Genomic DNA, 21,996 nt, shown 5'->3' on the forward strand with positions numbered 1-21,996 from the left:
ATGAAGAAGATATACACTCTTTTGTTGAAAATGAACTTACAAAAAGAGTTGGAAATGTGGGGAAATAACTTCACACTGCAAGATCTAGAAATGATCAGTGTGCTGTGGATTTAAGGCTTTATTCCAAAAAAGTTTTAGGTGAAATTAAAGATGATATTTTAAATCTCATTAAAGTAATAATTGAACTTGCTGAAGAAAATAAAAAAACAATTATGCCAGCTTTTACTCACATGCAACATGCACAAGTTACAAGTTTTGCTCATTATATCTTATCCTATGCTCAGATGTTAAAAAGAGATTTAGAAAGACTTTATGAAACAAATGAAAGGCTTGATGAAAATCCTTTGGGTTCTTGTGCTCTTGCAACGACAAGTTTTAATATAGATAGGTTTATGACTAGTGAAAAACTTGGATTTAAAAAGCCAACAGAAAATTCTATGGATTCAGTTTCTGATAGAGATTATGTACTTGAAATTTTATTTAACAATTCCTTAATTATGACTCACTTGTCAAGACTATGTGAAGAGTTAATTTACTTTTCCAGCAGCGAGTATAATTTTATTAAATTTTCAGGAAAATTTTCTACAGGATCAAGTATAATGCCTCAAAAGAAAAATCCAGACATGGCAGAGTTAGTTAGGGGAAAAAGTGGCAGAGCTTTTGGAGATCTCTTTACAGTTTTTACAATTTTAAAAGGGACACCTCTTGCATACAACAAGGACTTTCAAGAAGATAAGGAGGCGCTTTTTGACTCAGTAAAAACAACTTCATCTTGTCTAAAAATTATGAGTGGAATAATAGAAAGTCTAGAACTTAATAAAAAGAAGATGAGAGAGTCGGCAGAACTAGGTTATTTAAATGCTACAGACCTTGCAGACTATCTAGTTGTTAAGGGTCTTGCCTTCAGGGAAGCCTATGACCTTGTGGGTCAAATTGTAAATTATGCTTTGAAAAATAATTTAAAATTAGAAGATATTTCATTAGAAAAATACAAAGATTTTAGTGAGATTTTTGGAGAAGATCTTTTTGATTTTATTGAGATTGAAAATTCTTTAAAAAATAGAAAAGTTTATGGTGGACCTGCAGAAGAAGCTGTGGAAATCCAAATTAAAAATTTAAAAAAATCATTAGATTTATAGAAAAAATATATAGAAATTTTCAAATAAGGTCCAAGACCTTATTTTTTCTTTTTTAAAAGGACTTTGAAATATAGATACAATTTAAATTAAAGGTTTTTATGATGATGACAATATATTAATGAATAATATTATACAAAAAGTATTGACAAAAGTGTAAATATTAAATATTCTAAGTATATAATATATGTTAATAATCAATTTAAATTTATAAATATTTGGAGGCTTAAATTGAAAAAGAAAATCAATAATTTAGAAAACACAGCCGAAATTCTTAAAGTGATGGCTCATCCAGTAAGACTTAGCATTATTAAAAATTTAATTGAAAATGGTCCTTCAAATGTTGGATCACTTCAAGAAAAATTTCACATTCCTCAACCTACAGTGTCCTCGCATTTGGGAAAACTTAGACGTGCAGGAATATTAAATAGCGATAGAAATGGGACAGAAATCTTTTATAAAGTTGAAAATGAATTTATTTTGAACTTAGCAAAAACACTTTTCAATAAGTAAATTTTGGAGAATTTATGGAATTAAGTGAGGTTCAAAAAAGAGCAGTTTATTCCATTGATAAAGATGTCACTCTAATGGCAGGGGCAGGGACTGGAAAGACCAGAGTTCTTACAAGTAGATTTATTAATATTGTAAAAAACAATATAAATCCAAAAGAAATTTTAGCAATTACTTTTACAAAAAAAGCTGCTCAAGAAATGCTTGCTAGAATTTCAAAAGAATTAGTAGATAATAATATTGATTTTGATGATAGAGATTTAAATATTATGACTATCCACTCCTTTGCTCTTGAAATTGTTAAAAATTATTCTTTTTTACTGGGGATAAATCCAAGCTTTAAAATTTTAGAAGAAAGAGATTCTAAAATTCTTTTAGAGAGGTCTGTTCATGATGCTTTAAATACATTAGAAGATGAAAGTTATAAGACTTATTTACTTAATTTTAAGTCTAGCCCCTTTGAAGAAGAGGATAATTTTTTTGATCTTTATTGTGATTTTAAAAATAACAATTTAGATTTTCAAGATATTTTTTCAAAAAGTATAAATTTTTCTAAGTCTAACGGGACTTTTAAGGATTTATTGTTACTTTTAGAAGATTATAGATCGGCCAATGGAAAGAAATTTTCTGCTTTTTATGATGAAAATATTGAAAATCTTAAAAAAATCGAAGTTTACGATTTAGAAACCCTAGATGAAATAGAAAAAAATCTTGGAACTTCTAAAAAATACACTGACAAAATCAATGAAATAAAAGAAATTATTCAAGAACTAAAAAAAGATTTAGAATGTGAAAACAAGGACTATTATAATGTAATTATTACAATATTAAAAGAAATTGATAAAAATTATAGAAATTTTAAAAGCAGAAACAAAAGTCTGGACTACGATGACATAATTTCTTATTCAGAGAAAATATTAAAAAATCCTTTTGTGCAAAAGGAACTTCAGGAGAGATACTCTTATATTTTAGTTGATGAATATCAAGATACAAATGAGATTCAAAATGAAATTATAAGTGCTTTTTCCTCATCAAATCTTTTTATTGTTGGAGATCCAAAACAATCGATTTATGCTTTTAGAGGAACAGACTTGGCTTCTTATTTTTCCTTTGCTAGTGGAGTTGAAAATAGAGGTCTATCTCTTGTAATGAATAAAAATTATAGAAGCGATGGAGAAATTGTTAAATTTATAAATAAAACTTTTGAAAATTTAATTAAGACCTATGACGAAATGGAATTTAATTTAGAAAATGGTGGAGGAGTTTATTTATATAATTCAGCTGAAAATTCTGAAATAGCAGACTTAGTAAAGGACCTTCAAAATAAATATGATTCAAAAGATATCGCAATCTTATCTAGATCCAATGCACAAATAGAGGAAATTGGAGAAATTTTATCTGCTAGAAATATTAATTTTAACAAAGGAGATAGAAAGTTAGAGGAGATTGAAGTTTTAAGAGTAACAAAAAATATTTTAGTTGCACTTTTCAGTCCCAAGGAATTTGTGGAAACTTTATCTCTATTTAATTCAAAGTTATTAAAATTTAAATTTGAGGATTTAATTGGAATTTTAAACTCAGGAATTGACAACTCTAATGACTTATTTAATTATGAGTCCTCAAATAAAAATATAAATAAATTTTTAAGATTTTTATCTGATTTAAGAGATAAGTCCAAATATCTTATGCTTGATGAAGTTATAGAAGAGATAATGAATTACTTTTATAATCTTGGAACTTTGGAAGAAAAAGATTGGGAATACCTCTATATTTTTAAAGAAAAATCAAAGGAATTTATAGAAAAATTTTCAAATGATTATAGAAGCTATGAAAAATTTCTTGAGTCTTTGATCTTTGAAGATCTTGGTGATGGAGTGAATTTACTTACTATTCATAAATCAAAAGGCTTAGAATTTGATGCTCTTATAATTTCTCATATGGATAAGGCAAAAAAATTAACTTCAAACAAGAGAATTATTGTTGATAAGGATTTTGGACTTGGAATTAATTCAGATTTATCAAATTATTCCTACAAGGAAATTTCAAAAAAAACAAGAGAAATTGATGAAGAAGAGGAAAAAAGAGTCCTTTATGTTGCCATGACTAGGGCAAAAAAAGAATTAATTTTATTTGGAAATTATGAAAAAGCAAATTCTTCATCTTATTTTTCACTATTAAATGATGAAATAAAGTTAAAAGAATATGAATTATCTAATAGTAGAAAAAAATTATCTACAAAAAATAAAAACTTTAAGACACTTGACTTAGACTTTAAATTTGATAATAGGATTAGAGAATACTATACAGTAACAGATTTTATAAATTACAAGAGAAGTCCAAAAGATTTCTATTATAAATATTTTCTAGGAGTTGATAATTACACAAAAGGTAAGGGAAAAAATCAAGTTATTGATCCAAAAACTCTTGGAAATATAATTCATTTATTTGCCTATAAATATAGTAAAGATGATGTAAGTGAAAGAAATATTGATGAGATTTTAAAAGATATTTTTTCATATTATGAAGAAGAAATTAATTTAGAAAAATTAAATATAGCAAGAAAACTAGCTTTAAACTACCTAGAAATGGAAGAAAAGGTTATAATAGATAAAGAGCTTTTATTTTATTATGATTTAGAGGGTTTTCTTGTAAAGGGTTACATTGATCAAGTTATTGAAAAAAATGGAGAATATTATCTTGTTGATTTAAAGACAAGTGATATGAATATAGAAGAACTAAGAGAAACTTATGAAAATCAATTAATACTTTATTCAGCAATTTATGAAAATTTATACAAAGTTAAAGTAAAAGCTGCATATATTTTTGATTTAAGGGGTAAAAATAAAATAGTTTTAGAGACAAATAATGAAAAGTATAAAAAAATAATGGAAGAATTTTTAAATTACATTAAATTTTTAAGGTCTCACAGGCTATTAAAGGATTATTTATAATTTTAAGGAGGAAATATGGATTATTCTAAGGAATATAAGGAAAAACTTATTTCAGTAAAAGAAGCTGCACAAATGGTAAAAGACAATATGTGGATAGACTACGCTTGGGCTGGCAGTACACCTGTTGCTTTTGACAAAGCACTTGCTGAAAGACTTGATGAATTAAATGAAATTTATTTGAGAGGCGGAGTACTTCTTTGGGAACCAGAAGTATTTAAAAAAGATCCTGAAGGTCAAAAAGTTGTTTGGAATTCATGGCACTCTGGTGGACCTGACAGGGGAAGAATTAATAAAACTCCAGGTGGATTTTATGCACCACTAAGATACTCTGAATTACCAAGATGGTACAGAGAAAACTGTAAAGTTGATATAGCAGTTATTGTTACTCCTCCAATGGATAAGCATGGTAACTTCAATTTTGGACTTAATGCATCTCATTTAAGAGCAGTTACTGAAGTTGCTGACAAAGTTATTATAGAAATAAATGAAAATATGCCAACTTGTCTTGGTGGATTTGAACATGAAATAAATATCAAAGATGTTGATTATATAATTGAAGGAGATAATCCTGAAATTGCAACACTTCCAAAGGGAAGTTTTGGTGATGTTGATAAAAAGGTTGCAGAATTAATTGTTGAAGAAATTCCTAACGGTGCAACACTTCAACTTGGAATTGGTGGAATGCCAAATGCAGTTGGATCTTTAATTGCAGATTCTGATTTAAAAGACCTTGGTGTTCATACAGAAATGTATGTTGATGCCTTTGTTGACATGGCTAAAAAAGGAAAAATTACAGGAGCTAAAAAGAATATTGATAGATTTAGACAAGCTTATGGATTTGCTGCAGGTTCAAAAGAAATGTATGAATATTTAAACTTCAATGCAGATGCAATGGCTGCACCAGTTTCATACACAAATGATGCAAGAGTTATTGCTCAAATAGACAACTTCGTATCTATTAACAATGCAGTTAACGTAGACTTATTTGGACAAGTAAGTTCAGAATCTTCTGGAGCAAAACACATCTCTGGAGCAGGTGGACAACTTGACTTTGTTCTTGGAGCTTATTTATCTAAGGGTGGTAAATCATTTATCTGCTTATCTTCTAAGTTTATGAACAAGAAAACAGGTAAAGAAGAATCAAGAATTGTTCCAAACTTTGAAACTTTCTCTGCAATAACAGCTGCAAGACCAAACACTCACTGGATTGTAACAGAATATGGTAAATACAACTGCAAGGGTCAATCAACTTGGCAAAGAGCAGAAGGTATTATAAATCTTGCTGCACCAGAATTTAGGGATGATTTAATTAAAGAAGCAGAAAAGATGAATATTTGGAGAAGAACTAACAAAAGATAATTATAATATAAAATGTCTTCTGATTTTTTCAGGAGGCATTTTTTATTTTTGAAGTAAAATTTTTTAAAGTTAATATTTTTGGTTATAAAAATTAAAATAATTTAATAATTTTATAATTTACTTCAATAAAATTTCACATACAGTATTTTTAATTTTCACATAGGAAATTTATAATTATAATAAATTTAATAAAAATTTAAAAAAGTCTTTGCATATTGCAAAAAATTATGATATATTAAAATATTTACTTTTCTAAAAAGCTCTGCTATACTAATAATAGGGACAATAGGAGGTAAAATATGTTTAATATTGGCGATAAGATTGTATATCCTATGCATGGAGCAGGCGAAATTGTGGCAATTGAAGAAAGAGAAATTCTTGGAAATGTTCATAAATACTACATAATGAGATTACCCATTAATGATTTAAAGGTAATGGTTCCTGTTAAAAATGCAGAAGAGATAGGTGTTAGAAACATTTCTGATGGTGAAACTATGAAAAAAGTTTTGGAAACCCTATCTTCTGAAGTGGAAATTTCTATGCCCAAAAATTGGAATAGGAGGTATAGATACAATCTTGACAAGATTAAATCTGGAGACTTAAAAGAAATTGCGGATGTTGTTAGATGTCTTGAAAACCTAGATAGAGAAAAATCTTTGTCGACAGGTGAAAGGAAGATTTTAACTGAAGCAAAGCAAATTATAGTTTCAGAGATGGTTCTTGTCTTTGACAAAAAAGTAGAAGAAGTGACAAAATTAATTGATGATGCCATTTTTGGATAAGGAGGGATTTTTATTAGTAAAAGCCGAAAAATTGTATCCATAATTTTTAAGTTGCTATTTACCTTAATAGGTGCACTAGTCGGTATTTTTCTTGTATCTGTATTATCAGATATCGAATATGTAAAAGCTATTGGAAGTCAAAAATTTATAACAGTTATTTCTGTTATAGTTATTTTATTATTTGCACTTATATTTTTTATATTTTCACCCAAGGCTTTTAAAGCTTTAGAAGATTTATTGGCTTTTTGGGAAAAACAAATCCAAACAAAATCTTTTACAGAAATAATACTTGGTGCTGTGGGACTTATACTTGGTCTTATAATAGCATTCTTAATTTCTCAACCTATTTACAAGATTCCAATCCCCTATGTTGGTTCTGTAATTTCAATATTACTATATGGAATGCTTGGTTACTTAGGTCTTAGTATTGGAATGTCAAATAAGGATACAATTTCAGAAAAAATTTAGAGATCTTACTTCTGTGGCTACAAAGAAAAGTATAAAGTCAAAAGAAGTAAAAGTTGATTATGCTGGCATTCCTAAAGTATTAGATACTTCTGTCATTATTGATGGAAGAATACTTGATATAGTTAAGGCAGGGTTTATTGAAGGCCCTCTTGTTGTTCCTGTTTTTGTTCTTGAAGAATTACAACACATAGCTGATTCTGCAGATGCTTTGAAAAGAAATCGTGGCAGAAGAGGACTTGATACAGTTGCAGAAATTCAAGAACTAAAAAATGTAGAAGTCATTATTTACAAGGGTAAAATAGAAGAAATTCCTGAAGTAGATTCAAAACTTTTAAAACTTGCTATTGATTTAAATGGAAAAATTGTGACAAATGATTTTAATTTAAATAAGGTGGCAAGGGTACAAAATTTAGACGTATTAAATATCAACGAACTTGCCAATGCAGTTAAACCACTTTACCTTCCTGGGGAAGAGATGGATATATTAATTGTAAGAGAAGGAAAGGAACACAATCAAGGACTTGCTTATCTCGATGATGGCACAATGATCGTTGTTGAAAATGGAAAAGACCTAATCGGGGAAAAAGTCAATGTAGTTGTTACATCGGCTCTTCAAACTTCTGCAGGTAAAATGATTTTTGCAAAATTAAAAAATTAAATTTTAGAAGCTCTGTCTTAGGACAGAGTTTTTTATATTTATTTGATTAAATATAATATCAAAGTGGTATCAATATAACCTAAATAATAGCAAACAAAATTATTATAAGTGTTGCCACAAATTTATTTATTTGACGGACATTTTTTATTTGTATTATTATTTGTTAATAGATAGGGGGAAGGAAAATGAAACTATTTTTACCCGGTCCTGTGTCCGTGCGTGAGGAAGTTTTAAAACAATTTGAAAAACCAGTCATAGGACATAGAACTAAGGAAGCATCAGAAATTCAAAAATCAATTACAATAAATATGCAAAAAGTATTTGGAACAAAAGAAGAAATTCTTCTTTCGACATCATCTGGTACTGGACTTATGGAGGGTGCCATTAGATCTTGCACAAAGAATAGGGCTTTAATTTGTTCAATAGGTACTTTTGGAGATCTTTGGCAAAGGCTTGGACTTGAAAATGGAATCGAAACAGATATTTTAAGGTCAGATCCTGGAGAAGCTACTGACCCAAATAAGTTAGAAGAAGCTTTAAAGAAAAAGGAATATGATTTTGTGGGAATAACTCACAACGAAACATCTTCTGGAATTTTAAATAATTTATCTGAATTAGAAGGAGTTATAAAAAAATATCCTAATATAGTTTGGGCTATTGATACAGTTAGTTCTGCTGGTGGCACTCCCATAGATCAAGACAAATATGGAATTGATATTGCAATTACATCATCACAAAAATGTCTTGGACTTGTGCCAGGTCTTAGCTTTGCTTCTTTTTCACAAAAAGCTGTTGAAAAGGCAAAGACAGTTGAAAATAGGGGTCACTATTTAGATTTGTTACTTTTATACAATTTTATAAAAGAACACAACTATCAATACCCTTCAACTCCAGCAATTTCAAATATGGTATCAGCTGCCTACCAACTTGATTATATTATTAATGAAGAAGGTCTTGATAATAGATTTAAAAGACATAAAGAAATGTCAGACTATTTTAAAGCTTGGGCTAATGAAAATTTTGAAGTTTTTGGAAATGAAAATTATTTGTCACCAACAATTACTTGTGTAAAAAATACAAGAGGACTAGATTTTGATGAATTAAGTAAAAATTTTGTCGAAAAGGGATTTTTAATCTCAAATGGTTATGGAGAACTTGCTGGTAAAACTTTTAGAGTTGGTCATATGGGTGACACAAGTATGGAAGACATGAAAGAATTTACAAAAACTTTTGAAGAAATTTTAAGAAAATAAGATGAGAAATATCCTGGATTACAGGATATTTTTTTATGCCCTATATAATTAAGTTTTTGTTACAAATTGCGAATTGCTTTGAGAAAAAAATTATTATGATTTATACTTTTTAATAAGTGAGGTTGATGAAATGAAAAAGAAAAAATAAGTCTTGCCTTGATTATATTTTTTATTTTTATAACTTCTAATGTATTTGCGGAAAATAAATTATTATTTTCAGAACCCATTGCTCCAGGAGTTGTGAGGTACAAGTACGAAGTTAAAAGAAATAAAAAAAATGCACAGGCAAATGTTGTTAAAGTTGATTTAAATAACCCCCACATAAAAATAAATACAGTTGCTGGTGGAGGTACTTATACAAATAAGGCAACAGTTTCACAAATGGCAGATAGAACAAATGCAGTTGCTCTAGTAAATGGTGATTTTTTTACAATGCAGCTACAAGGGGTTCCACTAGGTGCATCAATTATTGATGGAGATATGAAATCATCCCCAGCAGTTTTAACTGACATTTGGTCTTTTGGAATCGATAATAATAACACTGCTTTTATTGATATGACAAAGTTTGTTGGTAAAGTGACTGCTCCAAATGGAAAGTCTTATCCAATTGATGGTTTGAATAAAACTTTCTATTGGTATCAACCATCAAAAGAATATTCTCATGAGTCAAAAATTCAAATGTATGATTCTTTTTGGACTTCTAAGTCTAGAGGAGATAAAACTGCAGGAGAAGTCTTACTTTCTGAAAATAATGTTGTAGAAGAAATTGTCTACAGAAAAAACATTGATAAGGCAATTCCAAAGGGTAAAAAAATTCTTCAAGTCAGTGGTGGCTCAGAAAGATTTATGCGTGACAATGTAAAAGTTGGCGACAAGTTAAATATAACAACTAATATTGAACCAAATAGAAATTGGAAGATGATGATTGGTGGACATGCTCTTCTAGTAGAAAATGGAGCTAAGAAAAATTACACTAAAGATATTTCTTCAATTGGTGGAGTTAGAGCAAGAACTGCTGTGGGAATAAGTCAAGACGGAAAAACTGTCTACATTGTAACATCTGAAGGAAGAACTAATAGATCAGCAGGTCTTACAATAAATGAACTTTCACAATTTATGTTTGATTTAGGTTCTTATAAAGCTATGAATCTTGATGGTGGTGGATCTACTGCCATGGCAATAAGAAATCTTGGTGATATAAAAAGAACTAGAGCAACAAATCCTGAAAGGAATGCAGGCGAAAGACGAGTAGTAAATGGTCTGGGAGTTTTTAATACTACAAAAAACACTGGTATAATTGTTGACGGCAAATTTGAAAGTGAATTAAACACAGTTGTCGGAGAACAAATAACATTAAAATTAAAATCAGCTTGGGATGAATTTTTAAATCCAATTGATATTAAAAATAGAACATATACTTTAACAGATCTTTCTAATGGGTCTAATATTTTAAATGGACAAACATATCTTTCACTAAAATCTGGAAAGTTTAATATTAACCTAAAGACAGATAAGGGCGAAAGTTTTACAAAAGAAATAAATGTGGCAGATCCTTCTAACTATAAGAATTTCAAAATATCTACAAATAATAAATTTATAAAAAAAGGAATGGACTTAAAAGTTGAAGCAAATGGGGAATATAATGGCAGAAAAATTAAAATTTCTCCAAGAGCTATTAACTATTCCTTTGAAGATTTAAATGCTAGTGTGGATCCCAATACTTTTAATATTAAAGTAAATGATTATGGAAAAAGTCCAAAAATTGTTGCAAAAATTGGAGATAAAACTTCAACTTTGTCACTTTATGATGAAAATACAAAACTCATAAAGATGAAAATAAATGATTTGAATTACACGATCAATGGACAAGCTAAAAAGATGGATGCAAAACCATTTATTAGTAATTCTAGAACTCTTGTGCCATTAAGATTTATTGTGGAAGCCATAGGTGGAGATGTAGCTTGGGACGGGGATAATAGAATTGTAACCGTAAATAGTTTTGGAAAGACTATTGTTCTTCCTATTGATTCTAAAAAAATAAATGTTGATGGAAAAGATGTAGCTATAGACCAAGCTGCTATCATTAAGGGCGATAGGACTTATGTTCCAATTAGATTTATTGCTGAAAACTTAAATATGAATGTAAATTATATAAATGAAAGTAGGGAAATAGAAATTTCTTATTTTGAAAATAAAGAAAATAAGGAAGAAAAAAATCTAAATGTAAATTCAGAAAATAATTTACAAGAAAATAATGTTGAAAATGCAAAATCTAATAAGCTTACAAATCAAAATAACAATGAAAACAAAAATAACGTTGAAGAGAATAAAAATTCTAACAATAATAAGTCAGAAACAATAAATTCAAATCAAATAAATCAAAATCAAGAAAAACAAAATAATGAAGTTAACAATAAAAATTGATTTGTAAAGTAAAAGACCTCCTAAGTGAGGTCTTTTTTAATGATTAAAAAAGGAACCCCTAAGAGTTCCAATTGTATTTGAATTATTAAATTAAAAATTATTTTACATCTTCATTTAGAAGCATTTCACCAATTTTATAAACATCTCCTGCACCCATAGTAACAAGAATATCGTCTTTTCCAATATTTTCTTTGACAAATTTTACTATATCTTCGAAACCTGAAATGTAAAAAGCATTGTCTCTGTGTTCAGCTATGGCATTTCTAAGAGTTTTTGAACGAATATCTCCATAGTCTTTTTCACGAGCTGCATAAATATCAGTAATTATAATTACATCAGATTCGTCAAAAGAATTTGCAAAAGCATCTAAAAGAAGTTTAGTTCTCGTAAAAGTATGAGGTTGAAAAACTGTGTAAAGTTTTCCCTTGCAGGCTTTTTTAATAGCGTGAATAGAAGATTTTATTTCAGTAGGGTGATGAGCATAATCATCCATAACTTTTGCTCCCTTATAAAATCCCTTTTCTTCAAGCCTTCTTTCAACTCCCTTGTAGCATTTTAATCCCTTAATGGAGTCCTCAATAGAAATACCATTTACATAAGAAGCTGCAATTGCTGCAAGAGAATTTAGAATATTGTGTTTACCAAGGACAGATAGTTCAACATGAGCAACTTTTTCTCCCTTTAAATAAAGATCATAAGTGGGAAAACCGTTCATACTAAATTCAATATTCTTTGCCATAATATCTGCGTGATTTTTTATTCCAAAACTAAAGATATTGCAATTTTCAATAGGTAAAAGAGTTTTTACATTGTCATCATCTACATTTAAGATAACATAGTCGCTTTCGTCAAGATTATCTATATATGATTTAAAAGTTCTTATTATGTGATCAATATTGTCAAAATAATCTAAATGGTCTTCATCAATATTTAAAATAATTTCAGTTGTAGGGAAATATTTTAAAATATTTGCCTTATATTCACAAGCTTCTGTCAAGAATAATTTATTATCGCCAATCCTTATATTGCCGTCAATATCTTTTAATTGTCCACCAAGCATAATAGTTGGGTTAATATCTAAGTCCTTTATAATTTCTGTAAGCATTGATGTTGTTGATGTCTTTCCGTGAGTACCTGAAACAGCAATGGATTTTTTATAATTTTTCATCACTGCACCAAGAAAAGTAGCTCTATCAACTAAGTCAATTTTTTGCTTTACTGCTTCTACATATTCTTCGTTGTCAAAGGAAATTGCATCAGTAAAAATAACAAGGTCCATTCCATCTATGTGTTCTTTTTTGTGTTCATAGTAGATTTTTGCACCATTTTTTTCTAGTTTTTCTGTATTAATAGAAGGACTTCTGTCGCTACCAAAAACATTATAGCCCTTTGAAAGCATTAACTCAGCTAGGGCAGACATACTGATGCCGCCAATTCCTATAAAAAATATATTTTTATAATTACTTTTATCTATATTAATTTCAAACAATTTACTTCCTCCAATTCTTTTTAATTATAACATATTTTCTAAGTTGAGAAAATTTTTTAGGATCATAATTAAGTAAATTCAGATAAAATATTTAATTAATATATTTAATATATAGTTTAGTTATGTTATAATATGGTAAAGAAAGAGAGGATGATACTTCTATGAACATAACTGATGTAAGACTTCGTAAATTACCAACTGAGGGAAAACTTAAAGCAATAGTATCTGTAACTTTTGATAATGAATTTGTTCTTCATGATATAAAAATAATAGAAGGAAAGGAATCATTATTTTTAGCAATGCCTAGCAGAAGACTTCCAAATGGTGAATACAGAGATATTGCTCATCCTATTAGCGCAGAAGCAAGAAAACAAATTGAAGATGTAGTTTTTAAAGAATATTATTCAGTAAAAGAAAAATTAGACCAAGAAGCAGAAGAAAATGAAGAAATAATAGAAGTTGAAGCAGAAGAAATAACTGAATTATAAAATTAAAATTCTAAGAGGGCGTTAGGCTCTCTTTTTTTATGAATTTTTATAATAAAAAAGGCTATGAAAATCATAGCCAGTTTAGTCCATCTCGTTAGAGTAGACTAATTTTTTATCTTTAAAATAATATTTTGGAAGTCTGCCATGGAAGTGAGTGATAAAAGATGTTTCGCAGTCTGAAGAGTAGGAACAAATATCACGAATTTTTATTTCCTCATCAGCTTGTTTTCCAATTAAAACAACTTCATCTCCAACTTCACAATCGACACCTGTGGCGTCAACCATCATTTGGTCCATGCAAATTAGACCAATTTGTTTGCATCTTTTGACCATTAATTAAAACTTCTATTTTTTCTGATAGAATTCTTGGAAAGGCATCTGCATAACCAAGGGGAAGAGTCACTACTTTTGTATCTTTCTCACACTTATGATATCTTTCGTAACCTACTGTCTCTCCTTTTTTAACTTCTCTTATTGATGCAATTTGTGCTTTTATTGAAACAATTTCTTCTAAAGAATACTCTTCTGGAAAATGGTTGTCACTATCTGTGTAGCCATACTGAATTATACCTGGTCTTACCATGTCCAGATTATATTCAGGATGAAATAAGACAGAAAGTGAATTTGCAATATGTCTATATTTAAAATTGCAATCAAGATCCTTCAATTCATCTATAAAAGAAGTAAAGACTTCAAACTGTCTTTTTGTAAATTCTGGATCGGATTCACAAGCAGCAAAGTGAGAAAAAATTCCTTCTACATAAATATTTTTTAAGATTAGAAATTTCTTTTATTTGCTTTTTTGATTCTTCAGAGGTCGTGAAACCAATTCTTGACATACCAGAATCAATGGCAATATGTATTACAGCTTTTTCGCTCAATTCTTTCGCTTTTTCGTTTAAAACTTTTGAATCATCTAGAGAATAAATTGTAAGAATTATATGATTTTTAATTGCATCTTCAAATAAATTTTCTGGAGTGTAACCTAAGACTAAAATTTTAATTTCTGGGAATTCTTTTCTTAGAATTAAGGCTTCACTTAAAGTTGCTACTGCAAAATATTTTATGCCTAAATCAACAGAAATTTTAGATAGGGGTATGGCACCAAGTCTATAAGAGTCGCTTTTAACAACACTCATGAGTTCTGTATTTTCTCCTATCATTTTTGTTATTTCTTTCATATTGTTTTCAAATTTATCAAGATCTATTTCTATCCAAGCAGGTCTTGTCAAAAAATCTTTCATCTTATCTTCCTTTCAGTTAAGTAAGAATATTATTTAAAATTGCTTTTCTAATTATATCACAGGAAATAAATATAGAGTACTATTTGATAAAATAAAAAACTGCCCAAAGGCAGTTTAAAATTAATATTCTTTTTCTACAAGTAAAATATTTAAAATAACAGCTACAATAGTTCCACCAGAAATACCTGATGAAAATAAGGCAGCAAGTACACTTGGAAGTTTAGAAACTATATCTGGTCGCATAGTTATTCCAATACCAACACCAATCCCACCAGCAATTATCATTAGGTTCTTTGATGAAAACTTTGCCCTAGAAAGAGCTTGCATACCTGAACCTAAAATTGTTCCGAACATTAAAATCCCAGCTCCACCAAGTATTGGAGTAGGCATAATGGAAACAAGAGTTGCAAACTTGGGACAAAGGCTCATTATTATTAAGATAAAAGATGAATAAATTGCAACTTTTTTTGATGCACATTTTGTAAGTGGAATTAGTCCAACATTTTGACTAAAAGTTTGGGCTGCACCTGAACCAAAAATTGGAGAAAGCATTGAACCAATTGCATCAGCTCTTACACCAGAGGCAATATCGCCATCACTTAAATCAACTTCACAAACTTCTCCCAGTGTTTTCATAACTCCAACAGTTTCTATAATAGTAACTAAATAGCCTGCTATAAAAGGAATTACAAATTTAAAATCAAATCTAATTCCAAAAGGAAAAATTTCTGGAATCTTAATCCAAGGAGCAGCAGCAACTTGTGAAAAATCAACAAGATGTAAAGGGATACAGATTATATAGGATATAATCATGGCAATAAAAACGGAAGCAGTTGTTGCAAATCCTCTAGCATAATGATTTATAAAAATTATAAGTAGGAAAGTAAAGACGGCAATGCCAATATAGAGTGGATCTCCATAATTTTCTGCACCATAACCACCGCCAACCCAGTCAAAGGCAACTGGCATCATAGTAATACCTATTAAGCTTATGACAGTTCCTGTAACAACTTCTGGGAAAAATTTAAGTAGTGGCTTAATAAAAAAGCTTAAAATTAATTCTAAAAGTGCACCTAATATTGTTGCTCCAAAGTAAGCAGCAAGACCTCCACCCATAGTGTTAATAACTGCATTGGCTGGTGGAACAAATCCAAAATCTGTTCCCATTATAGTTGGTAGACCAATCCCAACTTTAGCATTTCCTTTAAAAATTCCTCTTGTTTGGATAAAAGAACATATACCAGAAGCAAGAAGAGCAGCAGATATAAGTACAGAAGTTTCGGCTACATTTGTGCCTGCAATTGCAGCAATACTAAGTGGCACTGCAATAATTCCACTAAAAGCAGTTAGAATATTTTGAAAACCAAGAAGAGATGATTTCAAAAATCCAGGCTTGTCGTCGACTTCGTATTCAAGTTTCTTTCTTTTGTATTCCTTCACAATAAACTCCTTTTTTAATATAATTATAACAAAATGATTTTAGCACATAAGCATTTGTCATACAATAAAAGAAAGGAGCAAAAAATGTATTTATTTGTAGCCCTAGGTGGGGCCTTGGGTTCTGGTCTCAGATATTTTTTAAGTAACAAGATAAATAGTGGTGGAGATTTTCCCCTTGCCACACTTATAATTAATGTAGTGGGAGCTTTTTTAATAGCTTTAATTGCCTTTTACGCTGAGAAAAATAAATTGGATCCTAGACTTGTCTTATTTTTAAAGGTTGGATTCTGCGGAGGCTTTACAACTTTTTCAACTTTTGCCTTTGAAATATTTAATTTAGAAAAGAATGGGAATTTAACACTTTCAATTTTTTACGCCTTAATTAGCATAATTTTATCGCTTATAGCAATTTACTTTGCAAGGTTTTTAATACTAGAAAAATTTTAAAATTATAATTTAAGAAATTTGTAAGAATTAAGAGGAATTTTTGTAATTATTATTTGTTAATATAATTACAGAAGGAGGGATGTAATGGATAAATACAGTATTTTAATTGCCGAAGATGACAAGGAAATCGCAAGGTCCATTGGAATTTATCTTAAAAATGAAAATTTTGATATTTTTTATGCAGAAGATGGACTTGAAGCTCTGGAAATTTTTAAAAATGAAAAAATTGATTTAATAATTATGGATCTAATGATGCCAAAACTTTCTGGAGAAGAAGCAATAATAAAATTAAGAGAAATTTCCTTTGTCCCAATAATTATCCTATCTGCAAAATCAGAGGACACAGACAAAATTTTTGGACTCAATATTGGTGCTGATGATTATGTTCAAAAGCCCTTCAATCCAATGGAACTCATTGCTCGAGTGAAAAGCAACTTGAGAAGATTTTATGCCTATGATTTAAAAAATGACAGGAATTTTATTGAAATAGGCAGCATCAAGTTAGATTTATCAGAAAAAATTGTATATGTCGAAGATGAGCCAGTTAGCCTTACTTCCATAGAATTTAAAATTTTGGAACTCTTGATGAAGAATCCCAACAGGGTTTTTTCCATTGAAGAAATTTATGAAAGTGTCTGGAATGAACCAGCCATGGAGGCGAAGACTGTGACAGTTCACATTAGACGAATTAGAGAGAAAATCGAAGTAAATCCAAAGAAGCCAATGTACTTAAAGGTGCAATGGGGACTTGGATATAAGTTTGAAGATTTGAGGCGAAAATAATGAAAAAAAATTCTTACAAATTATCCTATTATGCTTTAATAGTTTTAGCAATTTCAATTATTTCCATGTTGGCAGGATCATTTTTATACACAAAGAATCCTAATTCTGATTTTAGAAAACGTATGACAGAGCAAAGAATTTATGACACCTTAGCTCAGTCAGTTAACGACAATTATTATAGTGGTTATGCTTCTTTTAATTATGCTATAAAGTCTTACAAATTAAAATTTTTTGACCAAAATGGAAATCCAGTTACAGATTTAGGAATGATCGATGCTCAAAAGAAGAAGGATGAATTAAAAGAAAAGGGTCTTAATCCAAAAGATTATTTAGAAGAGTGGATGATAGAGCAACCAGAAATAAAATCTGAATACAAAACTTTTTACTTAACTAATGAGTATGAAAAAAATGAATTTGATCCACTAGATATTGAATTGAGAAATAATGATTTCTTAATCACGGGTTCAGTCCAAGACAATAGAATTATTATAGACAGAGTTCAAAAGACTCAAAGACTTGTGGATAGTGATTATAGTTTTATTGATAAATCTTTTAAGTCTAAAATGAATGACTATTTTAATGAAATAAATAGCAAAAACGATGTCAAAAATTTAAAGTTTGCTTATTACGCATCATTAGAGGATGAAGTCTTTAAAGATATTGAAAGAGATGTCTTTAGAGATCAAGTTATAGTACAAATTGGAGTTAGCGTATTAATAGCTGCAATACTATCTCTTCTTCTTGGATTATTTATGAATATGGAAAAAGTTGACGACAGCGAAAGCTTGAGAAAAGTTTTTAAGTTTCCAATAGAAATTGTCTTAATTTTATTTGTAATATTTGTAGCTTCCAGTGCAGGAATATCAAGTATAAATGAAATTTATAGAAACTTATATATTTTCTATTTATTGTACTTGACAGGCCTTGTAATTGTTTCACTAACAGTAAATTATTTTATAATTCTTTTAAAGAGTATATTTAACAAGAATACAGAAAATTATCTTGTCAAAAATTCACTCATTTATAGAATTTTTACTGGAGCAATTTCAGAATTTTCAAATATAAATGAAGAAAATAAAAATATTAACAATGCAAAAATTAAATTCACTATAGTATATTTTGGAATTTGTTTTGTGCTTTTTATAGCATTTCTTTTCTTTGCATCACTATTTTCCTCTACTCTTGAAGGTATAATTTTCCCAATGATATTATTTGGAATTTTCATTTATATAATCATCCTTAAAAATATAAATGAAGTTGCAAGAATTTCCAGAGAGTCCAGTGAAATTGTTAAGGGAAATTATAAAAAGAACATTGAAAAAAAGGGTGGACTTTATGATGGCATAGTCGACAACTTTAACAATATTGGAGAGAATTTAGACCTTGCCATTGAAGATGCAGTAAAGTCTGAAAGATTAAAGACAGAACTCATTACAAATGTAAGCCACGACTTAAAGACTCCACTGACATCTATAATTAATTATTCAGACCTCTTATCTAAGGATAATAATTCTGAAGAACAAGTAAAGGAATATTCAAAAATAATAAATGAAAAGTCTAACAAGTTAAAAGTATTAATAGAAGATTTATTTGAAGTTTCAAAGGCAACATCTAACAACATTGAACTTGACAGGCAAGAGCTTGATTTTAATTCTCTTGTTCAACAGTCAATAGGCGAGTGGGAAGATAAAATTTCAGAAAACAATATTGAGATAATCTCAAATCTTCCTGAAGAAAAAGTTATGCTTAAGATTGACGGACAAAAATTCTCAAGAGTTTTAGACAACTTATTCTCAAATATTTCTAAGTACGCCTTAGAGAACTCGAGAGTATATGTTGACCTAAGAGATGACGGCAGAGTTAAGCTTACAATAAAAAATATTTCTAAGTATCCACTTAATATTTCTGCGGAGGAACTCATGGAAAGATTTACTCGTGGAGAAAAATCAAGGACAACATCAGGATCAGGTCTAGGACTATCAATAGCTTCATCCTTTGTGAGAGCACACGGTGCAAGCTTTGACATTGACATCGACGGAGACTTATTTAAAGTAAAAATAGAATTTTAAAATATAATTTAATAAAGACAAGAAAGTTCGGTTGAAAATTATTTCACCGGACTTTTTTCTTTTATTAAGACTTGACAAGGGTAAATTAATAACGTATACTCAAGATGAAAATATAAATGTCGACAAAAATAAAGTTATTTAGAGGTGATAAAAATGGAACTATCAAATGGAGAGCTAATGGTAATGGAAGTTTTATGGGAAGGTGAATGTCTAGATGAAAATGGAGAAATACAAGCCCTAGAATTATCCAAAGTATTAAAGGAAAAACATGACTTAGGCAAGACATCTTGCTACACATTTTTTGGCAGGCTCTTAGAAAAGGGAGCAATAACAAGAAGGTATCCTAAATACACAATAAAGCCAATTGTTACAAGAGAAGAGGCCTTGCAAAAACAAAGGGAAGAAGCCATAGACAAATTATTTCAAGGTTCTTTTATAAGTTTTTGTAGGACATTTTTAAAGGATAAAAAAATAAGTAAAGAAGAAGTTCAAGAGATGAAAAATCTTCTTAAAGATTTTGAAAATTTAGAAAAATGAGAATAGGTTTAGTAAGTTCAGCATTTCTATATAAAAGTTTAAAGTCTATTTTAATAATAATTATAATTTTTATTTTTAGAAAGAGATTAAATTTAAAAAGCATTAAAGGTGCAAATATTATATTATGGACTCTTCTTTTAATATATTTAATATTTCCAAAAGATATACTATTTAGTTTAAAAACTTATGGTAGCTCAAAATTTATAAAGACAATTTTCGCACCATCAATTTTGATAAATCAAGCAGTAATAAATATTACATATAAATTTCCATCGCTATCATGGATTAATAGGATAGTTGGTACAAGTTTACTTGTTATTTATACACTATATCAATTTATAAAATTTAAAAGAGTTATAAGTAATTCTTTTGAATTAAAAGATAGAACTCACTTAAATAATTTTCTAAAAAAATTCAATATAGGAAGAGAAGTAAAAGTTTATATAAATGATGAATTAGACACGCCTATAACTTATGGGATATTTAGACCCAAAATAATTTTACAAAAAAGTATTTTAAAGGATTGGGATCTATTAGAACATGTATTAATTCATGAGTTAGTTCATATAGAAAGATTTCACATTTTACTAAGTCACTTAAAAAATTTAATAATATGTCTTTATTGGTACAATCCCTTATTAATACTGAGCTTAAAATATTTTGAAGAAAATATAGAGATAAACTGCGACAAAATAGTTATAGAGAAAATAGGAGATAGCTTAGAAAATAGGAAAAATTATTGCCAGTCAATGTTTAAATTAATAGAAAGACAAAGGGAAAATGATAAATTTGTCTTAAATTTAAGCCTAACTAAGGAAAGGATGTTGACTATGAAGAATTGGAAAAAAACGCTGTCAGGAACCTTTACTTTAATATTTTTATTATTCTTGTACATACCAGTGTTTACTAATGCCATAGAGGTAGACGAAAATGAAGTTATATCAGATACAGAGGGAATAAAGGAAGTTTATGTAAATGTGGACAATAGAGTGGAAGAAATAAGAGATGAGGAGTATGAAAATTTAGATTTAGATGAAATTCCAATTAATGGTTTAAGATCAGCAAATATAGATGAAAAAATCACAATTGAAGGATTAGATCATGAGACCTATACATTTAACATGAATTCAATTTTTGGAAAACACCATAATGGGTTTACTGTGAGAATGAGTGATATGTATTGTAGAGGCGGAGTCGATTATACAGTTATCATACAAGAAAATGGAAGATTACTATATGAATCAAGATTTAATAAAAGTACAAATTTAAAAATAAAAGCCAATAGTGTAAGTAGGTATAAAGTTATTATAATTAATCAGTCTGTAAATCCTGTAACTTATAAAATAAATATAAGTTTATGGCGAGAGGAGTAAAAAACTTATAAATAATAAAAAACAAAGTAATAATTATATTTTAAAGTTAATAGGTAAGAAAGTATAAACTTACTTATTAATCATTGAAAGGAGATACAAGTTGAGGGCAAAACAACTTTTAATATACATTATAAGTATAATAATATACTTAATTTTAGTTTATTTATTAAATAAGCGTACTAATAAAAAAAGAACTATGTATGGAATTTCATTACTAAGTTTAATATTATTTGTTAGTCTTAAATTTTTTGGCAGGAAATATAATATTTACTTTTTAGGTTCTGATAAATTTATAAACTCTTACTTAAATTTAATGTGTATTATAATGAACATTCCTATATTATATGGAGGGTATAAAACTATAAATTTTTATGTTAATAAGAAAATTACTAAGGAAAATCAAGCTTTAATAATTAAAAGTATTTTAATAATAGTACTACTACTTTTAGTATATATTATTTATACATGGTGGGAAATTGTATATTGCTTCTTATTTTAAAAATATTATGAGAGAAAGCAGTCAATTTATTATAACAACAAATGCTAGAAATTTATAAAAGGAGGTAAATTTTGAAGAAAGGTTTA

17 protein-coding genes and 2 pseudogenes are annotated in these 21,996 nt (G+C 28.7%); 14 read left to right on the forward strand and 5 right to left on the reverse strand.

Annotated features, from left to right (window positions below; all coding sequences use genetic code 11):
* Positions 1–80: 80 nt before the first annotated feature.
* From argH to HGPT_RS01435, 8 genes and pseudogenes are all read left to right on the forward strand, one after another.
* A pseudogene (gene argH / locus HGPT_RS01400) lies at positions 81–1,139 on the forward strand (argininosuccinate lyase); the annotation flags it as partial.
* 228 nt (positions 1,140–1,367) lie between these two features.
* Entirely contained in the window at positions 1,368–1,649 is a 282-nt protein-coding gene (locus HGPT_RS01405) for an ArsR/SmtB family transcription factor (protein ID WP_019138113.1), read from the forward strand.
* Positions 1,650–1,663: 14 nt separating this feature from the next.
* The gene (locus tag HGPT_RS01410) at positions 1,664–4,597 is read left to right on the forward strand and encodes a UvrD-helicase domain-containing protein (RefSeq protein ID WP_019138114.1); all 2,934 of its coding nucleotides are present in this window, start codon (positions 1,664–1,666) and stop codon (positions 4,595–4,597) included.
* Positions 4,598–4,612: 15 nt separating this feature from the next.
* Entirely contained in the window at positions 4,613–5,956 is a 1,344-nt protein-coding gene (locus HGPT_RS01415) for a butyryl-CoA:acetate CoA-transferase (protein ID WP_019138115.1), read from the forward strand.
* 299 nt (positions 5,957–6,255) lie between these two features.
* On the forward strand, positions 6,256–6,738 hold the full coding sequence (locus HGPT_RS01420; RefSeq protein WP_019138116.1) for a CarD family transcriptional regulator: 483 nt from the start codon (positions 6,256–6,258) through the stop codon (positions 6,736–6,738).
* A 66-nt stretch (positions 6,739–6,804) separates the two neighbouring features.
* Positions 6,805–7,864 (forward strand): annotated as a pseudogene (locus HGPT_RS10560) (PIN/TRAM domain-containing protein).
* Between the two features lie 185 nt (positions 7,865–8,049).
* Positions 8,050–9,117 carry a pyridoxal-phosphate-dependent aminotransferase family protein gene (locus tag HGPT_RS01430; protein WP_019138117.1) on the forward strand — a complete coding sequence of 356 codons (1,068 nt, stop codon included), beginning with the start codon at positions 8,050–8,052 and terminating at the stop codon, positions 9,115–9,117.
* A 156-nt stretch (positions 9,118–9,273) separates the two neighbouring features.
* Positions 9,274–11,541 carry a stalk domain-containing protein gene (locus tag HGPT_RS01435; protein WP_019138118.1) on the forward strand — a complete coding sequence of 756 codons (2,268 nt, stop codon included), beginning with the start codon at positions 9,274–9,276 and terminating at the stop codon, positions 11,539–11,541.
* Between the two features lie 97 nt (positions 11,542–11,638).
* Here the strand turns inward: HGPT_RS01435 and murC are convergent, their stop codons facing one another.
* On the reverse strand, positions 11,639–13,030 hold the full coding sequence (gene murC / locus HGPT_RS01440) for a UDP-N-acetylmuramate--L-alanine ligase (RefSeq protein ID WP_019138119.1): 1,392 nt from the start codon (positions 13,028–13,030) through the stop codon (positions 11,639–11,641).
* 161 nt (positions 13,031–13,191) lie between these two features.
* On the opposite strand from murC, the gene spoVG reads away from it, so the two are divergent.
* A complete protein-coding gene (gene spoVG, locus HGPT_RS01445) occupies positions 13,192–13,518 on the forward strand; it encodes a septation regulator SpoVG (RefSeq protein ID WP_019138120.1) in 327 nt (108 codons plus the stop codon).
* An 81-nt stretch (positions 13,519–13,599) separates the two neighbouring features.
* On the opposite strand, the gene HGPT_RS09540 is transcribed toward spoVG, so the two are convergent.
* From HGPT_RS09540 to HGPT_RS01455, 4 genes are all read right to left on the reverse strand, one after another.
* Positions 13,600–13,806, reverse strand: a complete 207-nt coding sequence (locus HGPT_RS09540; RefSeq protein ID WP_245544069.1) for an alanine racemase C-terminal domain-containing protein — start codon at positions 13,804–13,806, stop codon at positions 13,600–13,602.
* Positions 13,796–14,296 (reverse strand): alanine racemase, encoded by a 501-nt coding sequence (locus HGPT_RS09545; protein ID WP_342626048.1) that lies wholly within the window; start codon positions 14,294–14,296, stop codon positions 13,796–13,798. Before HGPT_RS09545 ends, HGPT_RS09540 begins: the two co-directional genes overlap by 11 nt.
* On the reverse strand, positions 14,244–14,762 hold the full coding sequence (locus HGPT_RS09550) for an alanine racemase (RefSeq protein WP_245544070.1): 519 nt from the start codon (positions 14,760–14,762) through the stop codon (positions 14,244–14,246). The genes HGPT_RS09545 and HGPT_RS09550 overlap by 53 nt, the downstream gene beginning before the upstream one ends.
* Before the next feature lie 120 nt (positions 14,763–14,882).
* Entirely contained in the window at positions 14,883–16,202 is a 1,320-nt protein-coding gene (locus tag HGPT_RS01455) for a uracil-xanthine permease family protein (protein ID WP_019138121.1), read from the reverse strand.
* Between the two features lie 84 nt (positions 16,203–16,286).
* Here HGPT_RS01455 and crcB point away from each other — a divergent pair, with 84 nt between their 5' ends.
* From crcB to HGPT_RS01480, 5 genes are all read left to right on the forward strand, one after another.
* Positions 16,287–16,649, forward strand: a complete 363-nt coding sequence (gene crcB, locus HGPT_RS01460; RefSeq protein ID WP_019138122.1) for a fluoride efflux transporter CrcB — start codon at positions 16,287–16,289, stop codon at positions 16,647–16,649.
* A gap of 84 nt (positions 16,650–16,733) precedes the next feature.
* Complete coding sequence (locus HGPT_RS01465) at positions 16,734–17,432, forward strand: response regulator transcription factor (protein ID WP_019138123.1); 699 nt, start codon at positions 16,734–16,736, stop codon at positions 17,430–17,432.
* Positions 17,432–19,501 (forward strand): sensor histidine kinase, encoded by a 2,070-nt coding sequence (locus HGPT_RS01470; RefSeq protein ID WP_019138124.1) that lies wholly within the window; start codon positions 17,432–17,434, stop codon positions 19,499–19,501. Before HGPT_RS01465 ends, HGPT_RS01470 begins: the two co-directional genes overlap by 1 nt.
* A 153-nt stretch (positions 19,502–19,654) precedes the next feature.
* On the forward strand, positions 19,655–20,038 hold the full coding sequence (locus tag HGPT_RS01475) for a BlaI/MecI/CopY family transcriptional regulator (protein WP_019138125.1): 384 nt from the start codon (positions 19,655–19,657) through the stop codon (positions 20,036–20,038).
* The gene (locus HGPT_RS01480; RefSeq protein ID WP_019138126.1) at positions 20,035–21,411 is read left to right on the forward strand and encodes a M56 family metallopeptidase; all 1,377 of its coding nucleotides are present in this window, start codon (positions 20,035–20,037) and stop codon (positions 21,409–21,411) included. Before HGPT_RS01475 ends, HGPT_RS01480 begins: the two co-directional genes overlap by 4 nt.
* Positions 21,412–21,996: the final 585 nt, after the last annotated feature.

Source organism: Peptoniphilus timonensis JC401, from assembly GCF_000312025.1.
In the GTDB taxonomy this organism is placed as follows: Bacteria; Bacillota; Clostridia; order Tissierellales; family Peptoniphilaceae; genus Peptoniphilus_A; species Peptoniphilus_A timonensis.

Excerpts from the sequence above, each read along its gene's own strand:
- HGPT_RS01410 (WP_019138114.1), top strand. The coding sequence starts at position 1,664 with ATGGAATTAAGTGAGGTTCAAAAAAGAGCAGTTTATTCCATTGATAAA.
- HGPT_RS01415 (WP_019138115.1), top strand. The coding sequence starts at position 4,613 with ATGGATTATTCTAAGGAATATAAGGAAAAACTTATTTCAGTAAAAGAA.
- HGPT_RS01420 (WP_019138116.1), top strand. The coding sequence starts at position 6,256 with ATGTTTAATATTGGCGATAAGATTGTATATCCTATGCATGGAGCAGGC.
- HGPT_RS01430 (WP_019138117.1), top strand. The coding sequence starts at position 8,050 with ATGAAACTATTTTTACCCGGTCCTGTGTCCGTGCGTGAGGAAGTTTTA.
- spoVG (WP_019138120.1), top strand. The coding sequence starts at position 13,192 with ATGAACATAACTGATGTAAGACTTCGTAAATTACCAACTGAGGGAAAA.
- HGPT_RS09540 (WP_245544069.1), bottom strand. The coding sequence starts at position 13,806 with ATGATGGTTGACGCCACAGGTGTCGATTGTGAAGTTGGAGATGAAGTT.
- HGPT_RS09550 (WP_245544070.1), bottom strand. The coding sequence starts at position 14,762 with ATGAAAGATTTTTTGACAAGACCTGCTTGGATAGAAATAGATCTTGAT.
- crcB (WP_019138122.1), top strand. The coding sequence starts at position 16,287 with ATGTATTTATTTGTAGCCCTAGGTGGGGCCTTGGGTTCTGGTCTCAGA.
- HGPT_RS01465 (WP_019138123.1), top strand. The coding sequence starts at position 16,734 with ATGGATAAATACAGTATTTTAATTGCCGAAGATGACAAGGAAATCGCA.
- HGPT_RS01470 (WP_019138124.1), top strand. The coding sequence starts at position 17,432 with ATGAAAAAAAATTCTTACAAATTATCCTATTATGCTTTAATAGTTTTA.
- HGPT_RS01475 (WP_019138125.1), top strand. The coding sequence starts at position 19,655 with ATGGAACTATCAAATGGAGAGCTAATGGTAATGGAAGTTTTATGGGAA.
- HGPT_RS01480 (WP_019138126.1), top strand. The coding sequence starts at position 20,035 with ATGAGAATAGGTTTAGTAAGTTCAGCATTTCTATATAAAAGTTTAAAG.